This window comes from Ochrobactrum sp. SSR, assembly GCF_030067775.1.
Classification (GTDB): domain Bacteria; phylum Pseudomonadota; class Alphaproteobacteria; order Rhizobiales; family Rhizobiaceae; genus Brucella; species Brucella teleogrylli.
Genome location: NZ_CP125970.1, coordinates 1018020 through 1041046, shown reverse-complemented (window position 1 = coordinate 1041046; position 23027 = coordinate 1018020). Strand labels below are relative to the sequence as shown.

Below are 23027 nucleotides of genomic sequence, written 5' to 3'. Positions count from 1 at the left end.
CATAAGCTAGCGGATAAGATTGTGGAATTGTGGAACTTTTGACGGGGTATTCGGTTTGGAACCTATGCACCTCTCCACGATCCATTCAGAGAGAATTTCGCTTGCGGCATTATCGCCGGAGCATTCCGGTTATGCGCTTTTCTTCGATATCGACGGAACTCTGCTGGATATCGCACCAACGCCGGACGGCGTCGTTGTCGATCCCGCGTTGGTGACCGCCTTGGAAAAATTGCGCGAGCGTTTGTCCGGCGCAGTGGCGCTGATGACGGGCCGTCCGCTGGATTTCGTGGCAAAGCGTTTCCCTTCCTATTCAGGCGCTATCGCGGCATTGCACGGCACCGAGTTCCGGCTGCCGTCGGGGCAGGTCGAAAAGCTGGAGCCGGGCGAAGAATTCGCGCGCGCCAAGGATTTTATTCGTGAGACGCAATCCGGTATTGCCGGGCTTCTGCTGGAAGATAAAGGCAATGCGATCGCAGTTCACTTCAGGCTTGCGCCCGAGAAGGAAGACATTGCGCGTGAATTGATCGATGCGGCGGAAAAACTGGCCGGTCCCGACTGGCGGGTTCAGGCTGGGAAATTCGTTTTCGAACTGCGTTCGCGTCATGGCGACAAGGGCGTCGCTCTGCGCCGCCTGATGCAGAGCAAGGCCTTTGCCGGGCGTCTTCCGGTCGCGTTCGGGGACGATCTGACGGATATACCGATGCTGCAAGCGGCGATGGATTTGGGCGGAATGGGCATTGCCGTGGGCGAAGCGATCAGCGACCTGTCCACGGACGCGGTTGCCTCGCCGAAAGCCTTGCGGGCTTGGGTGATCAAAATGGCGGGCACGCAATAGAGCACATCCCGAAAAGTGTGAAACGGTTTTCGGATAAGATGTGCGTAAAAACAAAAATGTTAGAGCGCCGATCTGCTTCAATCAGATCGAAACGCGCTCTAACACGATGAAAGGAGAATGGAGTGGGACGCCTTGTCGTGGTTTCCAACCGCGTTCCCCTGCCGGATAAGCAGGGAAAAGCCCCGGCAGGAGGATTGGCCGTCGCCTTGCAGGCGGCCTTGAATGTCAGAGGGGTGTCTGGTTCGGCTGGTCCGGTGAAACACTGTCCGGCAGAGAGACACATCAACTGGAAACGAAACAGGTCGGGCCGATCAGCTATGCGCTGCTAAGCCTGCAAAAGAAAGATATCGACGAATACTACGCCGGCTTCGCTAATCGCATGCTATGGCCGCTCTGCCATTACCGGCTGGACCTCATAGACTATACCCGCAAGGATATGGCGGGCTATTTTCGGGTCAACCGGCTGTTCGCGCAGCAATTGCTGCCGCTAATCGAGCCCGACGACACAATCTGGGTGCATGATTATCACCTGATCCCGCTGGCCGAAGAATTGCGGCGCTGCGGGGTGGAAAATCGCATCGGCTTTTTCATGCATATTCCATGGCCTCCAGCCGATCTGCTTTTGACGCTTCCGGTGCATGAGGCGATCATTCGCGGTTTGACCTATTACGATCTCGTCGGTTTCCAGACGGAAAACGATGTGGAGAATTTCATCGGGGGTCTGCGGCGGGAAAAGATCGGCAAACAGATTGAACCCCGGCGGTTCGAGGCTTTCGGGCGAAGCTTCAGCGTGGACAGTTTTGGTATCGGCATCGAAACCGAAGCCTTTGCCGAGATTGCGATGAAGACGCAAAACAGCAGTTCCGTAAAGCGCATGCGCGACAGCATGAGCGGGCGCGATCTGATCATCGGCGTCGACCGGCTGGATTATTCCAAGGGGATCACCAACCGGCTTGAAGCTTTCGAGAATTTTCTGAAAATCGATCCGGTCAATCGCGGCCATGTCACCTTTTTGCAGGTGACGCCGAAGTCTCGCACCGAAGTGCCGGAATATAAGGATATGCAGCGGGAAGTGGCGGAAATGGCCGGGCGCATCAACGGGGCGAACGCCACCTTCGACTGGACGCCGATCCGCTATATCAACCGGTCTCTCAATCGCGATGTGCTGGCCGGGCTTTATCGTCTGGCGAAAGTGGGGCTGGTCACGCCGCTGCGCGATGGCATGAACCTCGTGGCAAAGGAATATGTCGCGGCGCAGGACCCGGATGATCCCGGCGTGCTTGTGCTTTCACGCTTTGCCGGTGCCGCGCAGGAACTGGATGGTGCGGTTCTGGTCAATCCCTATGATACGGAAGCCGTTGCCTATGCGATTGCGCGGGCGCTGTCCATGCCGCTGGAAGAACGGCAGGAACGCTATAACGACATGATGGATTTTCTCAAAACCCATGACGTCACACGCTGGTGCGACGATTTTCTGGCGCGGCTTGCGCCGGGAAAATAGACCAACAGCTTGCGCCGCAAGGCGCAAGCTGTTCCGAGAATTAGGCGACAGCCTTGCCGTAAGTGCGTACGACATTGCGGACGGCTTCGACCATCAGCGCATGCGGCGTGGCTTCGACCGCACCCGAGGCGACAGCCGGATAAAGCGTGCCGAGATATTGGCTGATCAGCGTTTCGGGTATCTTGCGACCTTCCAGGCGCTTCAAAAGCGAATCGACGGCGGCGGTTGCCACCGGGTGCGGCCAGTAATAGCGAATGCGGTCGCTATAGGAGAAATGGCGTTGCAGCCGCAGCTCTTCCGCGTCGCCGTGGTAATATTTTTCCCAGTTCTTCGGCTCGGCCAGAAGTAGCGCTTCCATCTTGCCGCGCAGGGTTTCTTCATACGGCAGCTTGTCGAGGAATGCCGCAATCTGGTCGAGACCATAAAGAGCCTCGCGCAGTGCAAAAGTCAGGCCGGGGCCGACTTTCAGAATAGCGAAACCGTCGTGCACGAGATCGGAAAGCGCTTCCACCGGCTGGTAATCGGTCGAATGGGCTTCGAACACGAATTGCGGCATTTCGCTCAGAACAGCGCTTAAAGCCGTCGCTTTTTCGCTGTTGTAGAAGACGACATTCTCATTGCCGAATTCGACACCCGGCTGCACCACAACGCCGATGGCGCGGGCAAAGGCGTCTTCCAGTCCGAGTGCTGCAAAAGCTTTGCGGTGAATGGCGACGGTTTCGACGGCAGCGCCCGGCTTGGTCAGCTCCAGCTCTTCGATTTCTTCCATCGCACCACCGGGAATCGGGACTTCCGTGCCGATGATATAGACCGGCAGGTCGTATCCGGCTTCGCGGGCCGCCGTTTCGGAAACCTTGGCGAGACGCGCAGCGCGCTCGGCGGTGACGGTATCAGGCAGCGCGACTGGCTCGCCAGCGCAGCCCATCGACGTATCGAGATGGATTTTGGTGAAGCCTGCGCGCACGAAGGCGTCGATCATGACATCCGACTTCGCAAGGGCTTCTTCGGCTGGCAGATGTTTCCACGGGTTGGGGCCGAGATGGTCGCCGCCCAGAATAAGCCGCTTGGTGTCGAAGCCGACGCGCGCGGCGATGTCTTCCACGAAGCGGCGGAAGTCGGCAGGCGTCATGCCCGTATAGCCGCCATCCTGATTGACCTGATTGCAGGTGGCCTCGATCAGCACGTCGGTCTCGGTCGCGATGCCTTCGAGGAGGGCTGCTTCGATCACCAGCGGATGCGCAGAACAGATCGACGTGATGCCACCGCGAACGCCGCTTGCATAACGGGCGGGAAGTGCGCTCAGAACGTTCGTGCCGCTCATGCTGGAACTCCGTTTTTCTGCAGAAAGGCAACAATTTCAGCCATGGTCGAGGTGCCTTCCATCGGTCCCTTGACGCCGACGGCGCGTGCGCCGGTGGCGTTGGCGATGACAAGAGCTTCCTTCGGGGCCATGTCGCGCAGCCAGCAGGTTACGAATGCCGCGCCAAAACTGTCGCCCGCGCCGGTTGGGTCGATTTCATCGACCTTGAAAGCAGGCGCGAAAACTTCGCCGGACTGGTCGAAATAGCTGGCGCCTTCCGCGCCGCGCTTGACCACAACGGCCTTGACACCCCGCGCCAGCAACTCTTCCACAGCTGCCTTTTCCTCGGTCGCCTTGGTGAAGAGGAAAATTTCCGGGCCGCTCGGCATGAACAGGTCGGTGTTTTCCAGAGCATGGGCCAGCGCCTGACGCATGCCCGGCAATTCCAGCATTTCCTTGCGGATATTCGGGTCGAAGGACACTGTGCCGCCCTTCGCCTTGATGCGGATTGTCGCCTCGTGGATCGCCGAGACGATGCCATCGGAGAACAGGGCCGAACCCATGATATGCAGATGATCGGCGGTCTCGATCAGCGTTTCAGCTTCTGGTGTCAGGCCAATCGCGCTGCATGCGCTGTGCTTGATGTTGAAGATGAAGTCGCGATTGCCATCAGGGCGATAGCGCACGAAGGCGCTGCCGGTAGCGGCTGTCGGATGCACGCCGATGGCCGATACATCCACGCCGTCGTTTTGCAGGCGCTCGACATTGAGCGCGCCGAAATCGTCATTGCCGACCGCGCTGACCATGCCGCAAGGCTGGCCCATCTTGGCCGCCTGATCGATGAAGATCGCGGGCGCGCCGGAGGCGAACGGGCCGATCAACGGGATGGCGGATTTGAAACCGTTGCCGGTTTCCACGGCCATGATCTCGACGACGATTTCGCCGATAGTGATGATCTTTTTCATATGCTGCACCGATTACGTCCGTACGGATTTCGAGCGCACATCGAGCCAGACCGCGACCAGAATGACCACGCCCTTGACGATGAGCTGATAGAAATAAGGCACAGACAGCATGTTCATGCCGTTATTGATAACGCCGATGATGAGCGCGCCGAGAATGGTGCCGACCATGGTGCCGACGCCGCCCGCAAGCGAGGTGCCGCCCAGCACGACCGCCGCAATGGCGTCGAGTTCGTAGCCCATGCCCGCATTAGTCTGCGCCGAGGACAGGCGCGACGAGAGCAGAATGCCGCTGATCGCAGCCATGACGCCGGAGAGCATGAAGACGATGATCTTGATGCGGTCGACGCGGATGCCCGAATAAATCGCCGCTTCCTTGTTGCCGCCCGACAGATAGATGCGGCGACCGAACACAGTCTTCGACAGCAGGATATAGTTGAAAATGAACAGGACGCCGACAATCCAAATGATGATCGGCAGGCCGAGCCAGTTTTCCGACCCGATGGCGAGCCAGGTATCGTTTTCGATGATTTCCGGCGCGCCATTGGTCGGCAGGCTGACCATGCCGCGATAGATGCCCATTGTCGCGACCGTCACGATGAAGGAGGGCAGCATCAGCTTTGCCGAAAGCACTCCGTTCAGGCCGCCCATGATGGCGCCCGCCGCAAGGGTGAAAACCACGGTTGGCACAAAGCCGAACCCCATGGAGAAGGCTTGCGCCGCCACCATTCCGGAAACGGCGATGATGGAGCCAATCGAAAGGTCGATCTCACCGAGCAGGATCACATAGGTCATGCCATAGGCGGCAACGGCAATCACCGCCACCTGCTGCATGATGTTCATGAAGTTGTTGAAAGCCAGAAAGCGCGGGTTCAACACAGCGAAGACCACGCAAAGCACGGCCAGCGAAACAATGATGCCGCCATATTGGCGAACCAGCGGGGAGGAGAAAAGCGAACGGCGGACTTCTGCGTCCACGGCTTTCTTCTGGATATTTTGGGCGTTGCTCATAGGTGCATTCCTGCTGCGTAGCTCATGACGGTTTCGGGCGTAAGGCCATCGGCATCGACAATGGCGGCGACATGCTTGTTATGCATGATGACCACCCGGTCGCTGAGGCCCAGCACTTCCGGCAGTTCGGAGGAAACCATCAGAATCGCCGCGCCATTGGCGGCAAGTTCACGGATGATGCGATAGATTTCGAATTTCGCGCCGACATCGACACCGCGTGTCGGTTCGTCGAGAATGAGGATGCGCGGCTTTGTCTGCAGCCACTTCGCCAGCACGATCTTCTGCTGGTTGCCGCCGCTGAGCGATCCGGCAACCGTGTCGATGGAAGCGGTCTTGATGGCAAGGCGCAGCACTTCCGCCTTGGCGGCGGAGCGTTCCGCGCTGGAACGCATCAGGCCGAAAGGCCCCGCCAGCTGGCCGAGCCCCACCATATTGATGTTGCGCTCGACGCTATGCGGAAGAACAAGGCCTTCTTCCTTGCGGTTCTCGGTCACGAAGGCAATGCCGTGGCGAATGGCATCGGTCGGCGAGGCAAGCGTGATGGCTTCGCCTTCGAGCCTGATTTCGCCCGTTGGCCGCAGCATCCCGAACAGCGCCTTCATTACATCCGAACGGCCAGAACCGACCAGTCCGAAAAGCCCAAGGACTTCGCCGGGCTTCACATCGATGGAGACCTCGTGGAACTTGCCCGGTACGGACAGGTTCTTTGTCGCGAGAATCGGCGGAACGGCGTCCGAAGGGCGCGGCGCTTCACGCGGCGGGTAAATGTCGTTCATCTCGCGACCGACCATGAGCGCGATCAGGCGCTCGATGCTGGTCTCGCTCTTTTCGGTGGTCGTGACATATTCGCCATCGCGAACAACCGTAATGTCGTCGGAAAGCCGCATGATTTCTTCCATGCGGTGCGAGATATAGATGACGGCAGTGCCCTTGGCCTTCAGGCGCTCGATGATTGAAAACAGGATTTCCGCCTCGCTGTCGGACAGCGATGAAGTCGGCTCGTCCAGAATGACGACATCGGCAGGCTGGCTCAAGCCCTTGGCGATTTCGACGAGCTGACGCTGGGCAATCGAAAGATCGCCGACCTTGGCGCGCGGATCGACCGGAAGTCCGAGATCGGCAACGAGTCTGGTCGCTTCCGCGTTCAGCTCGCGCTCGCGGATGAAGCCGAAGCGGCTCGGCTCGTGGTTCGCGAAAATATTCTCGGCAACGGTCAGGTTGCGGGAGAGGCTCAATTCCTGAAAGACGATGGCGATCCCGCTGGCGCGTGCATCGCGCGGGTTCTTCGGCGCATAGGCCGCGTCTTTGAGCAAAATCGTGCCCGAGGTCGGCTTGAACACGCCAGCCAGAATCTTCATCAGCGTGGATTTGCCAGCACCGTTTTCACCGAGCAGCGTATGCACGCGCCCGCGCCGCACGGTCAGGTTCATGCGCTTCAGCGCGATGACCGGGCCGAATGACTTCGCAACATCGCGAATTTCCAGAACCGTATCCGCTGCCGTCTTCTGTTCGGATTGGGTTGCTGTCACAGGATCTGTCACTTTTGAGGCCTCCACGCTCCGTTTGCTGCAGTCTGCCACGAACCGGATATGGCCGGGTCCGCACAGCCGTGCTGTCTAAAGGGATGCGGTGGCGGCCCGGAAAGGGGAGGCTTTCCGGGCCGCCACCGCAAAAAGGAAACAGCGACTGGGAGGAGTGTCGCTGCTTCACGCGGTCTTACTTGGTTTCGCCGTCCTTGGTGACGACGCCCGGAACGATTGGCTGCTTGGCCGGAACGCTCTCGCCCTTGATGACCTTGGCGGCGGTTTCAACCGCAACCTTGCCCATTTGGTCTGGATATTGCGCGATCACGCCGACCATGATCGGGTCGTTTTTCACGGCGTTGCGGGCTTCTTCCATGCCGTCAAAGCCGATCACCTTGACCTGATTTTCAAGCTTGGCGGCTTTCACAGCCGATGCGGCGGCAAGTGCAGCATCATCGCCGAAGCCGAAGATGCCGACGATATCCGGGTTGGCCTGCAAGATGTTCTGCGCGGTCGCCAGTGCTTCCGGACGGGTGATGCCCGGCTGGATCGCCACGATTTTGATGTCGGGATACTTGGCGATGCCCTTCTTGAAGCCTTCAACGCGGTCAACAACTGACTGAACCGTCGGGTAATCGATGACGGCGACATTGCCCTTTTCGCCGATGGTCTTGGCCATCAGTTCGGCAGCGCGTTCGCCACCGGCAAAGTTGTCGGTGCCGACGAAGGAGGTCACGTCCACATTGTTGGCAGGCACATCGACCGTGATGACCTTGATGCCAGCCTTTTCAGCCTTGTTGATGGCCGAGCGCACGCCCTTGCTGTCAACCGGCGAAATGATGATGACATCGACGCCCTTGGTGATGAAATCTTCCACATCGGCGAGCTGCTTGCTCAGGTCCTGATTGGCGATAGAAATTTCGAGCGGCACGTTTTCTGCCTGCGCTTCCTTCTTCATCGCGTCAGCGAGCGAGATGTAGAACGGATGCTGCTGGGTGAGAAGCGATGCGCCAACGCCTTCGGCAGAGGCAGAACCCGCCATCATGGCCAGAGCGACGCCGGAAAAGAGAATGCGGCCGAGAGAAGTGCGAAACATGATTTCCTCCGTATGAACCGGCGTCTGCCGGGCTGTCCTTCTAACAGGGACATGAACGATGACTTACCTGCTGGTTCATCGGACCGCAGCACTTTGCGTCGGTCTTCAAATCTCCCGGAAGGGCAGGTGCCTTCAGCCCATTATCGAGCTTCATTAGACATGATGGAGCTTGTTCAACGTGTCAATATATAATTTTTCACGTGTAAAAATTATAACGATTTAATTTCGCCCGAATAGCGGCGGGAAAAACAGTTGTGTTGCCTTATATCAGCATTTTCTGCGGTAATAAGGGCTGGCACCGGTGAAATTCAGGTTGCTTCTGTGAAAAAATAAATTTACGCATGGAAAAATCTTGAGGCGTGGAGTGGGCGCCGATCGGGACTGGCCCGAGGAAAGCGGAGCATGGCTGAAAACAAGATCAGGACGATGGAGGAGTTCGCCGTGGCAAGCGGCTTGTCGCGTCCTACGGTCTCGAAATATTTCGATAATCCGGAAAGCGTAAAGCCTTCCACGCGCGCCCGCATCGAAAAGGCGCTGAAGGATTACAACTATCAGCCCAATATTTTCGCCGTCAGCCTCAACCGCAAGAAGCCGAAGAATATCGGCGTCATCGTTCCGCATATTTCCGATCCGTTCTATGCCGAAATCATTCGCCAGATCGAATTGCGATGCCTTGCGGAAGGTTATTGGACCATCGTTCTGTCGTCGCATGGCGAGCGCAAGCTTGAAGCACGCGCCATGCGCTCGCTGATGTCGCTTAAGATCGCCGGTGTCCTGATGGCGCCGCTCGGTTTTGAAACCGACACCAAGCTTCTGTCCAGCCTTTCCGATTCGATGCCGGTGGTGTTTCTGGATAGCCGTATCGGCGAGGACCAGCCCTTTGTCGGCACCGACAACCGCGTCAGCATCGGCAACATTACCGAATATCTATGCAGGACCGGCGAGCATCCCTGTTTTCTGGAAATGCCTGCCGTCAACCAGAACGCGCTGGAGCGCCGCGCAGCCTATATCGCCACGATGGAAAGGCTCGGTATCGAGCCCATCGTTTTGCCGATGACCCCGAAAAACTGGAGTTTCGAGGAGCTCGGCTATCAGGAGGCGGGGCGTATTCTCGACCGCGGCGGTTTCCCGACGCGCACGGTTCTCTGCGCCAATGATCGTCTGGCCTTCGGCGTGATTTCGGCAGCTTTTGAACGCAGGCGTCATGTCGGGCGAGAGGAAGGCAGCGATCTGCGTGTCGCCGGTCACGACGATCACCCACTGAGCCGCTTCACCTGCCCGCCTCTGACGACGGTTGCCCAGGATTACCGCCAGATCGCGCAGCTTGGTCTGGATATGCTGTTTTCACGCATCAATGAGCAGGACAGCAGCAGCGCGACCGGCGAGGATATTCGCTATCTCGACAGCCATCTGATCATGCGCAGTTCGGCGTGATTGCTGCCGATAATTGCGTATTCAAGCTGACATTCTCAGCTTGATCTCAGCATTCAGCAGGATGCGGTTGCTTTCGGGCAGTTCGAGCCGATCTTCGGAATCTTCGCCCAATGTACGGAACAGAAGCTCAATCGCCAGCCTGCCGATTTCGTTATAATCCTGTGCGACCGTAGTGAGCGGCGGGCAGGTATATTCCGACAGCGGATTGTTGTCGTGACCGGCCACGCGGATATCGCAATCCTTGAGCCTGCCGATTTTCAGTCCCGCCTGCCAGAGCGCGCCCGTAACGCCAAAGGCGATGCGGTCGTTGGAGCAGAGCACCGTCGAGGTCGGAAAACTTGCCTTCTCGCGCATGATGCGCGCCGTCTGTTCAAAGGCATATTGTTCGAAATCCCAGCTGCGGCTCGGTTCCAGTTCGATGATGCGTGGCTCGTGACCGAGCTTTTCCATTGCCGTCGTATAGGCTTCGCGCCGTTTGAGAGCGTTGTTGTTCACAATCGGCATCGAGAAATAGCAAGGCTCGCTGCCAGAACGGCAGAGATAATCGACGATCAGGTGGAAGGATTTCTGGTTGTCGGTGCCGACGAAAGGCGTGGTGCTGTCGAGCGGCGAATCCACATAGACGATGGGGACGTCGTCGGCGAGACGCGCCAGCGCGGAATGCTGCGACTGTTCGCCAAGCGGTGCGATGATGGCGCCCGCGACATTGAGCGAGCGAAGCGTTTCAATCGCGCGCTTTTCCAGTTCCGGCTTGCCATCCGACGACAGAACGACAGTCAGATAACCCCGTTGCTCGGCCAGCGTTTGCAGCCTGCGGGTCATCGCCATGTAGAAATGATCGAGCTGGTTGGGAATGATGATTCCCAAAATTGTCGTGCGACGACGATTAAGGTTCACCGCGAAAAGATTGGGACGAAAGCCGGACTGCTTGACGGCCGCTTCGATGATCTCGCGGGTCTTCGGGCGGACGGATGATGGGTCGTTGAAATATTTGGAAACTGTGGGGCGCGACAGCCCGACGAATTCCGAAAAGTCTTCCATGGTGCGTATGGTTTTGCGCACGTTTCTCTGTCCTGTCCGTCAGCTGCCCGCTGCAATTTCTTGCAGTGACAGCTCACATTCTCCTGCTATCGGTCGGGTCCAGATGCGCTGGCCCATAGATGCGCGACACATCGTCTGCAGCTTGTTTTCCAATAATTTCAGGATGTTCCTCCAACCAGACCCGCCATGAAATTTTTCGCGGCGGGCCCAAGTCAAACTGTCAAAGGCTGAAGCAAAGGTCAAGCGAACAATGACGAACATCTGGAACGATGCAGCGCATATTTGAATGTGCTAAGATAATCGCGGGGTCAGATCGCGCGGTGAAAAATCCGTTGTTTCGGCCAGGAAAACAATCGAATGAATGGTCTTTTCAGCGCGCAAATCAAAATCAAAAACCGTGCTTGACAAGCTACGGAGAGCCGCGCCATAAATTTTACATATGTAAGAATTTTGCTATGCATTCGTAAAGGAGGAGACGAAATGCGGACCAAAACTTATGTGACAGGGCTTATTGCGTCTGCCGCTGGCGTCGCAATGTTTTCGGGTTCGGCGTGGGCGGAGGAGCTCACGATCGCAACGGTCAACAATGCCGATATGATCATCATGCAGAAGCTTTCGCCGGAGTGGGAAAAGGCCACCGGCAACAAGCTCAACTGGGTGGTGCTCGAAGAAAACGTGCTGCGCCAGCGTGTCACGACGGACATCGCAACCAAGAGCGGCCAGTTCGACATCATGACCATCGGCGGTTATGAAACCCCGATCTGGGGCAAGGCCGGATGGCTTCTTGCGGTCGATGATCTGGGCGACGATTACGACTATGACGATCTTATCAAGCCGGTGCGCGCCGGTCTGACGGTCGATGGCAAGCTTTATGCCGTGCCGTTTTACGCGGAAAGCTCGTTCACCCTTTATCGAAAGGATCTGTTCGAAGCCGCTGGCCTGAAAATGCCGGATGCGCCGACCTATGCCGAGATCAAGGAATTCGCGACCAAGCTCACCGACAAATCGAAAGAACAGTACGGTCTTTGCCTGCGCGGCAAGCCGGGCTGGGGCGAAAACATGGCCTATCTTTCCACCCTGGTGAACACATTTGGCGGCAGCTGGTTCGATGAGAGCTGGAAGCCGCAGATGAGCTCCGATACCTGGAAAAAGGCCATCAACTACTACGTCGATCTGATGAAGGAAGCAGGCCCTCCCGGAATCACCTCGAACGGCTTCAATGAAAATCAGGCGCTGTTCTCCACCGGCCATTGCGCCATGTGGATCGACGCCACCTCAGCTGCGGGCCGCATTTACGATCCGAAGCAGAGCCAGGTTGCCGACAAGGTGGCCTTCACCAAGGCGCCTGTCGAAGTGACGCCGAATGGCTCGTCCTGGGCCTGGTCGTGGAACCTCGCCATCCCGGCATCGACCAAGAAGGCGGAAGCCGCAAAGTCGTTCCTGAAATGGGCGACCTCGAAGGGCTACGTCGAACTGGTCGGCAAGTCGGAAGGCTGGGTTGCCGTTCCGCCGGGTACGCGTCAGTCGACCTACGCCAATGAAGAGTACAAGAAGGCCGCGCCTTTCGCCGAGACGGTTCTCAAGGCGATTGAATCGGCCGACCCGACCAAGCCGACCAAGGACCCGGTCCCCTATACCGGCATCCAGTTCGTGGCGATCCCTGAATTCCAGGCGATCGGCACCATTGTCGGTCAGGCAATCTCTTCGGCTGTCGCCGGTCAGCAAAGCGTCGATGCGGCGCTCGATGGCGCACAGAAGCAGGCCGAACAGATCATGACGCAGTCCGGTTACATCAAGTAATCCGGTTACCATCAGCCTGCTGCGCTCCTGAGTGAGAGCAGCAGGCTCGATTTTCGCGCGATCCGCCGCACCTTTTCGGGCGCGGTGGATGTTGAAGCGGGAAGGGGAGGAACGTCAGACATGCCAGCAAACCCGGCCTTGGCCACAGGCACCAAATCGCGCTTTGCCGCAAAATCGCGCCGCAGCGTCCGCACCGGACCTCTGCTTGCACCCGCCGTCATCCTGCTCTTGCTATGGATGATCGTTCCACTGGCGATGACGCTCTGGTTCTCGTTTCAGTATTACAATCTCATCAATCCCTTCGTGACCGGTTTTGCCGGTTTCTCGAATTACAAGTTCCTGCTGTCCGATCCGGGGCTCTGGTCGGCCATCACGAAGACGCTCATTCTGTTGGGCTCGGTTCTGGCCATTTCGGTGGTGCTGGGTGTTTTGTTTGCGGTGATTTTCGATCAGGATTTCTGGGGCAAGAACATTGCGCGACTTCTGGTCATTGCGCCGTTCTTCGTCATGCCGACGGTGTCGGCGCTGATCTGGAAAAACCTTCTGATGCACCCGGTCAACGGGTTGTTCGCCTTTATCTCGCGCAGTCTCGGACTGCCTGTCATTGACTGGTTCGGACAGTTTCCAATGGCGTCGATCATCATGATCGTATCCTGGCAGTGGGTGCCTTTCGCGACGCTTATCCTGATGACCGCCATGCAGTCGCTCGACCGCGAGCAGATGGAAGCGGCGCGGCTTGATGGCGCCAAAGGGCCGGTGATGTTCTTTTATATCGTCCTGCCGCATCTGCTGCGCCCGATCTCGGTCGTCATCATGATCGAGACGATCTTTCTCCTGTCGGTCTTCGCGGAAATCCTCGTCACTACCTCCGGTGGACCGGGTATTGCCACGACGACGCTGACCTATTTCATCTATCTGAAGGCGCTCCTTCAGTGGGATATCGGTGGCGCTTCCGCTGCCGGTGTCGTCGCCATCATCCTCGCCAATATCGTTGCCGCGTTCCTCATCCGAACCGTGGCGCGCAATCTGGATAATTAGGGGAGACGAACGATGGCTGCAAAACGCAAGTTCGACAAAGCCGCGCTCTCCGCCGGGATTATCGGCTGGATCGTGGCGCTTTTGATGTTCTTCCCGATCCTCTGGATGCTGCTTGCGGCATTCAAGACAGAGATCGACGCGGTGGCCCCGCCAAAGTTGTTCTTCGAGCCGACGCTGGAAAATTTCGCGGCGGTCAATCAGCGCGCCGACTATTTCCGCTACGCCATGAACAGCGTGATCGAGAGCCTTGGCGCGACGATCCTGTCGCTGCTGATCGCCGTTCCGGCGGCATATGCGGCGGCATTCTTTCCGGGAAAACGCACCAAGGATCTGCTGTTGTGGATGCTCTCGACCAAGATGCTGCCTGCGGTGGGTGTTCTGGTGCCGATCTATCTTCTGGCGCGCGATACCGGGCTTCTCGACACGCGCACCGGTCTGATCATCATCTTCACCCTTTCCAATCTGCCGATTGTGGTCTGGATGCTCTATTCCTTCTTCAAGGAAGTGCCGCATGAAATCCTTGAGGCGAGCCGCATGGACGGGGCGAAGGTCGGCCAGCAGATACGCTATCTGCTCCTGCCGCTAAGCCTGCCCGGCATTGCATCGACGGCGCTTCTTTCCATCATCCTGTGCTGGAACGAAGCCTTCTGGAGCCTCAATCTCACGGCCTCGCAGGCCGGGCCTCTCACGGCATTCATCGCGTCCTTCTCGTCACCGGAAGGGCTTTTCTGGGCAAAACTCTCGGCAGCGTCCACGCTCGCCATCGCGCCGATCCTCGTCTTCGGTTGGGTTACGCAGCGCCAGCTGGTGCGCGGTCTCACCTTCGGCGCCGTGAAGTAAAGGGAACCCCATGGCTACGCTTTCTTTTCATAACGCCACCAAGTCCTTCGGCAATATCGATGTCATCAAGGGTGTGGACCTAGCCATCGAAGACCGCGAATTCGTGGTCTTCGTCGGGCCGTCCGGTTCGGGCAAATCCACGCTTTTGCGGATGATTGCGGGGCTGGAAGAAATCACCAGCGGCGATCTTTTGATCGACGGGCAGCAGTGCAACGATACGCCGCCGGATGAACGCGGGCTTGCGATGGTGTTCCAGACTTATGCGCTCTATCCGCATATGAATGTGCGCGACAATATGGGTTTCGCGCTCAAGCTGGCAGGTGTGGGCAAGGCCGAGCGTGACCGCAAGGTGGAAGGTGTTGCCAGGACATTGCAGCTGGACAAATTGCTGGACCGCAAGCCGCGCCAGCTTTCGGGCGGTCAGCGCCAGCGCGTCGCCATTGGGCGCGCCATGGTGCGCGAGCCGAAGATTTTCCTGTTCGATGAACCGCTGTCCAATCTCGATGCGGCGCTGCGCGTGCAGATGCGCATCGAATTGGCGCGCCTGCATGACCGGTTGAATGCGACGATGATCTATGTCACGCATGATCAGGTGGAAGCCATGACGCTGGCCGACAAGATCGTCGTGCTGCGCGATGGCAAGCTGGAACAGGTCGGTTCACCGCTGGAGCTTTATCACCACCCGGTCAATCGCTTTGTGGCGGGTTTCATCGGATCGCCGACCATGAATTTCATCGAGGTCAAGGCGGGCGCCGTCGATAGCGATGGCGTGACGGTGCAGCTTGCCAATGGGCGTTCGGTCAAGGTGCCGGTTGCCGGTGAAGGGGTGAGCGCCGGTGCGCCGCTTGTGCTGGGCGTTCGCCCGGAACATCTGCATCCGGCGGATGACGGCATTCTCGAAGGCGAGATCATGGTGGTCGAGCGTCTTGGCGGCCAGACTTATCTCTATGTGCAAAACGATGCCGCTTCCGGCCTGATCGTGGCGGAAGCTGGCGGCAACAGCACGGCCCGTGCGCATGAAACGGCGCGGCTCGGTTTTGATGCCGCCGACGCGCATCTCTTTACGCCCGATGGCCTGTCGCTCCAGCGCCGTGACCGCCATCCGCTGATCCTGTCTGAAAAGAAAACGCATCTTTAAAGAAGCATTTCCAGCAAAAGCGCGAAGCGGTTTTGCGTCGGATAATGCGTAAGGAAAAACAATCACATTATCGGAGAAAGTCCATGAGACTGAAAGACAAGGTTGCCCTCATCACCGGCGCTGCGCGTGGCATCGGGCTTGGCTTTGCGGCGGCCTACGCGCAAGAGGGTGCAAAGGTCATCATTGCCGATATCAATATCGAGCGCGCGGAAGAAGCCGCGCGCGGTATCGGTCCATCCGTGAAGGCGGTGAGGCTGGACGTGACCGATCTGGGCGCAATCGACAAGGTGGTGGCCGCCATCGATGCCGAATATGGCGGCATCGATATTCTGGTCAACAATGCCGCAATCTTCGACATGGCACCGATCAATGAACTGACCGAGGACAGCTACGAACGCGTTTTGGGCATTAATCTCAAGGGCCCCCTTTTTATGATGAAGGCGGTTTCGAATGTGATGATCAAGCGCGGACGCGGCGGCAAGATCATCAATATGGCGAGCCAGGCGGGTCGCCGTGGTGAGGCGCTGGTGACGCTCTATTGCGCATCCAAGGCGGCAATCATCTCCGCCACGCAGTCGGCGGCTCTCGCTCTGGTCAAGCATGGCATCAACGTCAATGCGATTGCGCCGGGGGTGGTCGATGGCGAACATTGGGATGTGGTGGATGCGAATTTCGCCAAATGGGAGGGCCTGAAGCCGGGCGAGAAAAAAGCAGCCGTGGCGAAGTCGGTGCCGATCGGTCGCTTCGCGACGCCGGAGGATATTACCGGCATGGCGGTGTTCCTCGCCTCGTCCGACAGCGACTATATTCTCGCCCAGACCTTCGGTGTCGATGGCGGCAACTGGATGGCGTAAGGCGAGGCCGGGATAGTGCAATGAAAGCGATCTATTTTACCGGCCATGGCGAAGCAGGCATGGCCGATCTGCCGGAACCGGCATTGCTGCCGGGTCACGCGCTGATCGACGTCAAGGCGTCGGGCCTCTGTCACACAGACATTGATGTCCTGCATGGCCGCTATGGGTCGAGTGCCTTTCCGCTGGTGCCGGGGCATGAATATGCGGGCAGGGTGATGGCCATCGCCGAAGACGTGACCAATGTGAAGGTCGGCGACCGCGTTGCGGTCGATCCGAATATTCCCTGTGGTCACTGCCGCGCCTGCCTCAAGGGGCTGACCAATCTCTGCTCCGACCTGAAAGCTTATGGCGTGACCCATAATGGCGGCTTTGCTGGCATGAGCCTCGTCAATGCCAGCCATCTCCATTCTATCGGTGATCTGCCTTATGATATCGCGGCCCTTGCCGAACCGTTGGCCTGCGTGCTGAACGGGCTTGGCGCGGCAGGCTTGAAGACTGGCCCGCACGGTACTGAAAATGCGCTGGTTTTCGGGGCAGGCCCAATCGGCCTGTTGCTGGCCCTGTCGCTGAAAGCGCAGGGCGTGTCCGAGGTTGCGGTCGCCGACATCAATGAACACCGGCTGGCTTTCGTTGAAAGCCTCGGGCTTGAGCCGGTCGTGTCCGGTTCGCAAGCGCTGGACAGGCGCCAGCGCAGCTTTGATTTTGTCGCCGACGCCACCGGCATAGCCGGGGTGGTCGAAAGCATGGTCGGCTTCACCGCCGATGGAGGAACCGTTCTGGTATTTGGCGTCTGTGCGCCCGACGCACGAATTTCAGTGGCACCCTTCGAGATTTTCCGTCGCCAGATCAGGATTGCCGGTTCGCATTCTTTGAACCGAAACATTCCGCAGGCATTGGACATATTGAAACAGGACTTTTCAAACGGTGGCTCTATGGCGCGGCTCATTTCCCACCGGCTGCCGCTGGAGCAAATGCTGCCATTCTTCACCAAAAATGGCGGCGATCCCGCGACCATGAAAGTCCAGTTCGTACCCGATTGAATAGAGGATACCGTCATGACCAAGCTATCGCGCGCAACGCTTCAAAGCTTCGATAAGGTGCACAAGCCCGGCTACGATCCTGCCGGGTTGAAGCCGGGTATCGTGCATTTCGGCGTCGGCAATTTTCACCGCGCCCATCAGGCAGTCTATCTGGACGATCTGTTTGCGACCGGCGAGGGGCATGACTGGGCGCTGGTGGGTGCCGGTGTGCGTGGTAGCGACGATGCCATGCGTGATACGCTCAAAGTCCAGGACTGGCTGACCACCGTTGTGGAACAGGAAGCCGATCATGCAGGCGCGCGCATCACCGCATCGATGGTCGATTATGTGACGATTTCGACCGAGGAAGGGCGCAAGGCCCTGATGGCCTATCTGACATCAGCCGATACGCGCATCGTTTCGATGACGATCACGGAGGGCGGCTATTATATCGACCCGGCGAGCCAGACCTTCGATCCGGCTCATCCGGATATCGTGGCGGATGCCGCGCATCCGGACCATCCGAAAACCGTGTTCGGCCTGATCGTTCAGGCGCTGAAACTGCGCAAGGCGGCGGGTGTCCAGCCTTTCACGGTCATGTCCTGTGATAACATTCCGGGCAACGGGCATGTGACGGAAGACGCCGTGACGGGGCTTGCCAAGCTGAGCGACCCGGCCTTTGCCGACTGGATTTCTGCCAATGTCGCTTTCCCGAATTCGATGGTGGATCGCATTACGCCCGCCACCGGCGCGCGCGAACGCGAGATTGCCGCGAAGGATTTCGGTGTCGATGACGGCTGGCCGGTCTTCTGCGAAGTTTTCAAGCAATGGGTGATGGAGGATAATTTCCCGACCGGACGCCCGGCTCTGGAAAAAGTCGGCGTCACCTTCACCGATCAGGTTGCCGCTTATGAACTGATGAAAATCCGCATCCTGAATGGCGGCCACGCGGCCATCGCCTATCCGGGCGGCTTGCTCGACATTCATTTCGTGCATGAGGCCATGGAGCATCCGCTGATCCGGCGCTATCTGGAGAAGTTGACCAAGGATGAGATCATCCCGGAAGTGCCGCCCGTGCCGGATACCGATCTTGAAGCCTATCGCGTGTTGATCGACAAGCGCTTCGCCAATCCAAGCATCGGCGACACCATCCGCCGCTTGTGTCTCGATGGCTCCAACCGCCAGCCGAAATTCATTCTGCCCACCGCTGCTGACCGCGTGGCGAAGGGCCATTCGGTGACCGGGCTTGCGCTCGTTTCCGCTTTCTGGTGCCGCTATTGCTATGGCACCACAGATAGCGGCGCTGTTATCGAGCCGAATGATCCGTCATGGGATCGCCTGACCAAGCAGGCAGCGCGCGCCAAGGCCGACCCGGCTGCGTGGCTTTCCATGGATGATATTTTCGGAGCGCTTGCCGCCAATCCCGCCTATGTCACCGCGTTCAGCTCTGCACTGAAAGCAATCTGGCGGGATGGCACGGTCAAGACATTGGAACGCTATCTTGCAGGTCAGCAGTTTTAATTACAAAGGAGCTGCAATCAGATGCCCGGTCGCGGCGTGGCGCATGACTTCCATCGGCACGCCGTAAATCTCCCGAAGCTGATTGGGCTCCATCACACCGGCGGGTGTTGATTGGGCGATCAGGCGGCCACTGTGCAGCGCGAAGATGGAATCGCAGAAGCGGGCGGCCATGTTCACATCGTGTAGGACGATGAAAACGCTCAGTTCCTTCTCCTGCGACAGCTTGCGTACCAGCGACAGAACTTCCAGCTGATGGGCAATATCGAGCGCCGATGTGGGCTCATCGAGAAGCAGGCATTGCGCATCCTGCGCCACCAGCATGGCCAGCCAGACGCGCTGGCGTTCGCCGCCGGAAAGCGTATCGACAAGCCGGTCCGCAAAAGGTGCTATGCCGGTCAGTTCGATGGCCTCTTCCACCTTCGCCCGGTCGGTATCACCAAAGCGGCCCAGAGCGCCGTGCCACGGATAACGGCCAAGCGCGACCAGTTCCTTGACCAGCATGCCCGATGCGGATGCCGTCTGCTGCGGCAGATAGGCAAGCTTGCGTGCAAATTCGCGGTCGCCCCATTGGTCGAGGCGCTTGCCTGCAAAATGGATTGTGCCTCCCGACGCTGGCTGCTGGCGGGCAAGTATTTTAAGCAGTGTCGACTTGCCTGAACCGTTATGTCCGATCAAGGCTGTCACACTTCCTGCCGGTATCGACATGGTCAAAGGCTGCAACAGCGTGCGCCCGGCAACCGAAAAGCTGACATTCTCAAGTTCGAACAAGTTGGTCATCAATCGTCGTCCTCTGGCGCAGTGCTTTCCCTGCAATAACGCAGCTTTTCGAAAGTTGCCACAAAAACATGAGTAAGTTATACCTCTTTTAGATTAAGATTTCAGGAAAGCAGATTTGGGTTTCCATCCGCATATGAAAAGCCGGATCGAAGACGTCACCTTGCTGGACGACCTTCACTATCGCGTCTGGAATGGCGCGATTGCCGACGTGTGGTCTGTCGAATGTGGTCCCGGCGCGCGCGGTGAATATGTCTCGCAAGCGCCACGCCTGTTTCTCGTCTGCGAAAGCCAGGGCGCGCTCGATATCCGTCCCGGCAGCAAGGGGCGTGCCGTTGCGCAAGGCGCGAACCCTTCGCGTCTTTGCTATATTCCGGCGGGCATGACGATCTGGAGCGAGAGTGCGAGACCGGGTAAGCTCAAGCATCTTGATCTGCATCTCGACATCAACACGCTGCAGCAGCGCTTTGGTGGCGCGCTCGACAGGGCTGCGGTCGAGCGTCCACGCCTTTTGTTTTCCAATGCCAGGATTGAGCAGATCGGCGGGCTTCTGGCGGAAGAGTGCCTGTCCAATGCGCCGTTGCACGATCTCTATGGTGAAGGCCTGATCAACGCGCTTGTCGCGGAACTGTTCGGGGCGGAAGCGCAGCCGCGTGCAGGCGCGAGCAGGCTGTCACCATGGCGGCTCCGGCGCGTGACAGATTTCATCGAGGACAATTACGCGCGCATCATCCGCTTGCAGGAACTGGCCGATCTGGCTGGTCTGTCGGAAACATATTTCTGCAGCGCCTTCAAGGCATCGACGGGGGTGTCGCCCCATAGCTGGCAGATGGAGCGACGCATCGCGCGTGCGCAGGCGCTGCTGCTTCAGGCGCACACGCCGCTGCCGCATATTGCGGCGCTGGTCGGGTTTTCCGATCAGGCCCATTTCACGCGTGTTTTCAAGAAGCAAACCGGCACAACGCCGGCGGCATGGCTGAGACAACAGGTGTAGCAGAGCCACAGAAAGGATTGCTTTTTTACTGCACGCTGAGATGAACTGAAGATCGTTCAATTTGCCATAAAAACGAACAATCCTGCCGAATATTCTTGATATAAGCACTCATATTAACGCGCCCGTCTGCGGGGTCGCGGGAGCCTGTGAAGGTTCGCGTTTTTATCCGTCTTAGGGGTCACATCATATGCCGTCGATGAAGCACAATCTTCTCGTCCTGCTGGCAAGCGGTACTGCGCTTGCCGCCATTCCTGCCTTGGCGCAGGAAGACAGCAAACCCCTTCAGCTAAACACGGTTGTCATTCAGTCTGATGGAAATGGCGGCACCACGCGGGCCGACGGTGTTGCGCCGGTCCGGGGCTTTGTGCCTCAGGCGACCACCACCGGCTCGAAGGACAGCGTTGCAATCGACAAGATCCCGCAATCCGTATCGGTCGTCGGGCGCGATCAGATGGATGCGCTCGGCGCGCAGAAGATCGACGAAGCCTTGCGCTATACGCCCGGCGTGCTGGCGCAGCCTTTCGGCGTCGATAATGACACGAACTGGCTCTATATTCGCGGTTTCGACGCGACGGCCAATGGCACCTATCTCGATGGGTTGCAGAATTTCAGCTACGGCTTTGGCGGCTTTTTAATCGACAGTTTCGGTATCGAGCGCATCGACGTGCTGCGTGGTCCGGCATCGGCTCTTTATGGCGGTGCCAATCCCGGCGGTATCGTGAATTACATCAGCAAGCGCCCGACCGGCGAACGCCTGCGCTATCTTGAGGCGGGCATCAACAGCTATGGCAATGGCTATCTCGGCTTCGACATTGGTGACAAGGCGACGGAGACGGTTAATTACCGCGTCAACGGCAAGATCCAGGGTGGCGACAACTATACGGATTTTTCCAAGGAATTTCGTGGCGTCATCTCGCCAAGCATCGAATACAAGCCGGATGAATCGACCAGCCTGACCATTCTGGCCAACTATACCCATCTGGACCTGACGCATGATGGCGGCTTTCTGCCTTACTATGGTACCGTGGTGCCGACCGAGTTCGGCAAGATTTCGCGCAAGGCGAATTTTACCGAGCCGGATGTCGATTCCTATAATCGCGAACAGCTATCGATCGGCTATGAATTCGAACACACATTCGACAGTGACTGGACCGTCCGTCAGAATGTGCGTTACGGCTTTGCCAATGTGAAGGAGCATAGCCTCTACCCTTACGGCTATGACGGATTTCTGGCGCAGCCAGCTGCTGGCAATCCCTACCTCGCCCGCATCAATTTCAAGCACGATACCACGGTCAACACCTTTCAGGCTGATAACCAGCTTGAAGGCAAGGTGACGACCGGGGCCATCGACCACAATCTGCTGTTCGGCGCGGAGTACCGCTATTTCCGCATCGACCAGATGCAGCAGACCGGCGGCGCAACGATCATCGACGCCTATAACCCGGTTTATGGCGAGCCGCAGGGGCCTATGTGGGACCCCTATATTGATCAGGATCTGCGCCGCAATCAGGTGGGTGTCTATGCGCAGGATCGCATGGAATTCGGCGATGGCTGGATACTGACGCTGAATGGTCGTTACGATCATGTCTGGACTGAAGCCTCAGGTCTGCCGAGCTTCGAATATGATACGGGCCGCTTCTCCGGTCGTGCAGGTCTCGGCTATGAGTTCGAGAACGGCATCACGCCTTATGTGAGTGCTGCGACCTTCTTCAATCCGATTATCGAGACCCTGTATGACGGCAGCTATGCCAAGCCGGAAACCGGCGTTCAGTATGAAGCCGGTGTCAAATATCGCCCGGCATTCTTCGATGGCCTGATCACCGCGTCCTTCTTCGATCTGACCAAGGAAAATTCGCTGACCGGCTCCAGCTTTGCCCGTGAACAGCTCGGCAAGGTCAATTCGCGCGGCTTCGAACTCGAAATGCAGGCCAATATTGCCGAGGACTGGAAGGTGACGGCAAGCGTGACCGCCTATGACCTGAAGGTCAAGGAAAACGCCTCGGACCCAACGCTGGTCGGCAAGCGTCCTTATCTCCTGCCGGAGCAACAGGCTTCGGTCTTCGTCGAGTATAAGGTGCCCGAAGGCGCGCTGAAAGGCGTGACGCTGGGCGGCGGCGTCCGTTATATCGGCTCGTCCTATGCCGACGAGCAGAACACGCTGAAAGTGCCCGCTGTGGCACTCGCCGATTTGAAACTCGGCTATGAAAAGGATAATTGGGGCATCGATCTCAACGTGACCAATCTTTTCGACAAGGATTATGTTGCTGGATGTCAGGGCGTCTATGTCTGCGGTTATGGCGAGGGCAGGAAGGCTTTGCTCAAGGTGCACACCAAGTGGTGATGCGA

At 58.1% G+C, this 23027-nt stretch carries 18 protein-coding genes and 1 pseudogene; 12 read left to right on the top strand and 7 right to left on the bottom strand.

All coding sequences use genetic code 11. The features are described 5' to 3' along the window. Positions 1 to 64 precede the first annotated feature (64 nt). Together otsB and otsA are read left to right on the top strand one after the other, a co-directional pair. Positions 65 to 835: a trehalose-phosphatase gene (otsB, locus tag QLQ11_RS16335; protein ID WP_109366938.1), complete on the top strand. Its 771-nt coding sequence runs from the start codon at positions 65 to 67 to the stop codon at positions 833 to 835. Positions 836 to 957: 122 nt separating this feature from the next. Further along, positions 958 to 2336: pseudogene (gene otsA / locus QLQ11_RS16330) on the top strand (alpha,alpha-trehalose-phosphate synthase (UDP-forming)). A gap of 40 nt (positions 2337 to 2376) precedes the next feature. Here the strand turns inward: otsA and QLQ11_RS16325 are convergent. From QLQ11_RS16325 to QLQ11_RS16305, 5 genes are all read right to left on the bottom strand, one after another. Beyond that, positions 2377 to 3657, bottom strand: coding sequence for a D-tagatose-bisphosphate aldolase, class II, non-catalytic subunit (locus tag QLQ11_RS16325; RefSeq protein WP_109366940.1), 1281 nt, complete (start codon positions 3655 to 3657; stop codon positions 2377 to 2379). Further along, complete coding sequence (locus tag QLQ11_RS16320; RefSeq protein WP_109366941.1) at positions 3654 to 4601, bottom strand: sugar kinase; 948 nt, start codon at positions 4599 to 4601, stop codon at positions 3654 to 3656. The genes QLQ11_RS16325 and QLQ11_RS16320 overlap by 4 nt, the downstream gene beginning before the upstream one ends. Positions 4602 to 4613: 12 nt before the next feature. After that, positions 4614 to 5609, bottom strand: coding sequence for an ABC transporter permease (locus QLQ11_RS16315; protein ID WP_167836168.1), 996 nt, complete (start codon positions 5607 to 5609; stop codon positions 4614 to 4616). Continuing rightward, positions 5606 to 7150: a sugar ABC transporter ATP-binding protein gene (locus QLQ11_RS16310; protein WP_109366942.1), complete on the bottom strand. Its 1545-nt coding sequence runs from the start codon at positions 7148 to 7150 to the stop codon at positions 5606 to 5608. The genes QLQ11_RS16315 and QLQ11_RS16310 overlap by 4 nt, the downstream gene beginning before the upstream one ends. 175 nt (positions 7151 to 7325) lie before the next feature. Next, the gene (locus QLQ11_RS16305) at positions 7326 to 8228 is read right to left on the bottom strand and encodes a substrate-binding domain-containing protein (protein ID WP_109366943.1); all 903 of its coding nucleotides are present in this window, start codon (positions 8226 to 8228) and stop codon (positions 7326 to 7328) included. Between the two features lie 402 nt (positions 8229 to 8630). On the opposite strand from QLQ11_RS16305, the gene QLQ11_RS16300 reads away from it, so the two are divergent. Continuing rightward, positions 8631 to 9662, top strand: coding sequence for a LacI family DNA-binding transcriptional regulator (locus QLQ11_RS16300; RefSeq protein WP_109366944.1), 1032 nt, complete (start codon positions 8631 to 8633; stop codon positions 9660 to 9662). A gap of 21 nt (positions 9663 to 9683) precedes the next feature. Here QLQ11_RS16300 and QLQ11_RS16295 read toward each other — a convergent pair whose 3' ends face one another. Then, the gene (locus QLQ11_RS16295) at positions 9684 to 10703 is read right to left on the bottom strand and encodes a LacI family DNA-binding transcriptional regulator (protein ID WP_109366945.1); all 1020 of its coding nucleotides are present in this window, start codon (positions 10701 to 10703) and stop codon (positions 9684 to 9686) included. A 480-nt stretch (positions 10704 to 11183) separates the two neighbouring features. Here QLQ11_RS16295 and QLQ11_RS16290 point away from each other — a divergent pair, with 480 nt between their 5' ends. The 7 genes from QLQ11_RS16290 to QLQ11_RS16260 all read left to right on the top strand — a co-directional run bounded on the left by QLQ11_RS16290 (position 11184) and on the right by QLQ11_RS16260 (position 18913). Beyond that, a complete protein-coding gene (locus QLQ11_RS16290; protein WP_167836167.1) occupies positions 11184 to 12503 on the top strand; it encodes a sugar ABC transporter substrate-binding protein in 1320 nt (439 codons plus the stop codon). Between the two features lie 120 nt (positions 12504 to 12623). Continuing rightward, on the top strand, positions 12624 to 13541 hold the full coding sequence (locus QLQ11_RS16285; protein ID WP_109366946.1) for a carbohydrate ABC transporter permease: 918 nt from the start codon (positions 12624 to 12626) through the stop codon (positions 13539 to 13541). 12 nt (positions 13542 to 13553) lie between these two features. Beyond that, the gene (locus QLQ11_RS16280; RefSeq protein WP_109366947.1) at positions 13554 to 14381 is read left to right on the top strand and encodes a carbohydrate ABC transporter permease; all 828 of its coding nucleotides are present in this window, start codon (positions 13554 to 13556) and stop codon (positions 14379 to 14381) included. A gap of 10 nt (positions 14382 to 14391) precedes the next feature. Next, complete coding sequence (locus QLQ11_RS16275; protein ID WP_109366948.1) at positions 14392 to 15519, top strand: ABC transporter ATP-binding protein; 1128 nt, start codon at positions 14392 to 14394, stop codon at positions 15517 to 15519. A gap of 83 nt (positions 15520 to 15602) precedes the next feature. Continuing rightward, positions 15603 to 16373: an L-iditol 2-dehydrogenase gene (locus QLQ11_RS16270; protein WP_109366949.1), complete on the top strand. Its 771-nt coding sequence runs from the start codon at positions 15603 to 15605 to the stop codon at positions 16371 to 16373. A gap of 20 nt (positions 16374 to 16393) precedes the next feature. Then, positions 16394 to 17413 (top strand): zinc-dependent alcohol dehydrogenase family protein, encoded by a 1020-nt coding sequence (locus QLQ11_RS16265; protein WP_109366950.1) that lies wholly within the window; start codon positions 16394 to 16396, stop codon positions 17411 to 17413. A 15-nt stretch (positions 17414 to 17428) separates the two neighbouring features. Then, positions 17429 to 18913: a mannitol dehydrogenase family protein gene (locus QLQ11_RS16260; RefSeq protein ID WP_283736225.1), complete on the top strand. Its 1485-nt coding sequence runs from the start codon at positions 17429 to 17431 to the stop codon at positions 18911 to 18913. Here the strand turns inward: QLQ11_RS16260 and QLQ11_RS16255 are convergent, their stop codons facing one another. Next, positions 18914 to 19690 (bottom strand): ATP-binding cassette domain-containing protein, encoded by a 777-nt coding sequence (locus QLQ11_RS16255; protein ID WP_109366952.1) that lies wholly within the window; start codon positions 19688 to 19690, stop codon positions 18914 to 18916. Positions 19691 to 19805: 115 nt separating this feature from the next. On the opposite strand from QLQ11_RS16255, the gene QLQ11_RS16250 reads away from it, so the two are divergent. Together QLQ11_RS16250 and QLQ11_RS16245 are read left to right on the top strand one after the other, a co-directional pair. Beyond that, complete coding sequence (locus QLQ11_RS16250; protein WP_109366953.1) at positions 19806 to 20681, top strand: AraC family transcriptional regulator; 876 nt, start codon at positions 19806 to 19808, stop codon at positions 20679 to 20681. Between the two features lie 187 nt (positions 20682 to 20868). Next, complete coding sequence (locus tag QLQ11_RS16245) at positions 20869 to 23022, top strand: TonB-dependent siderophore receptor (RefSeq protein ID WP_109366954.1); 2154 nt, start codon at positions 20869 to 20871, stop codon at positions 23020 to 23022. Positions 23023 to 23027 lie beyond the last annotated feature (5 nt).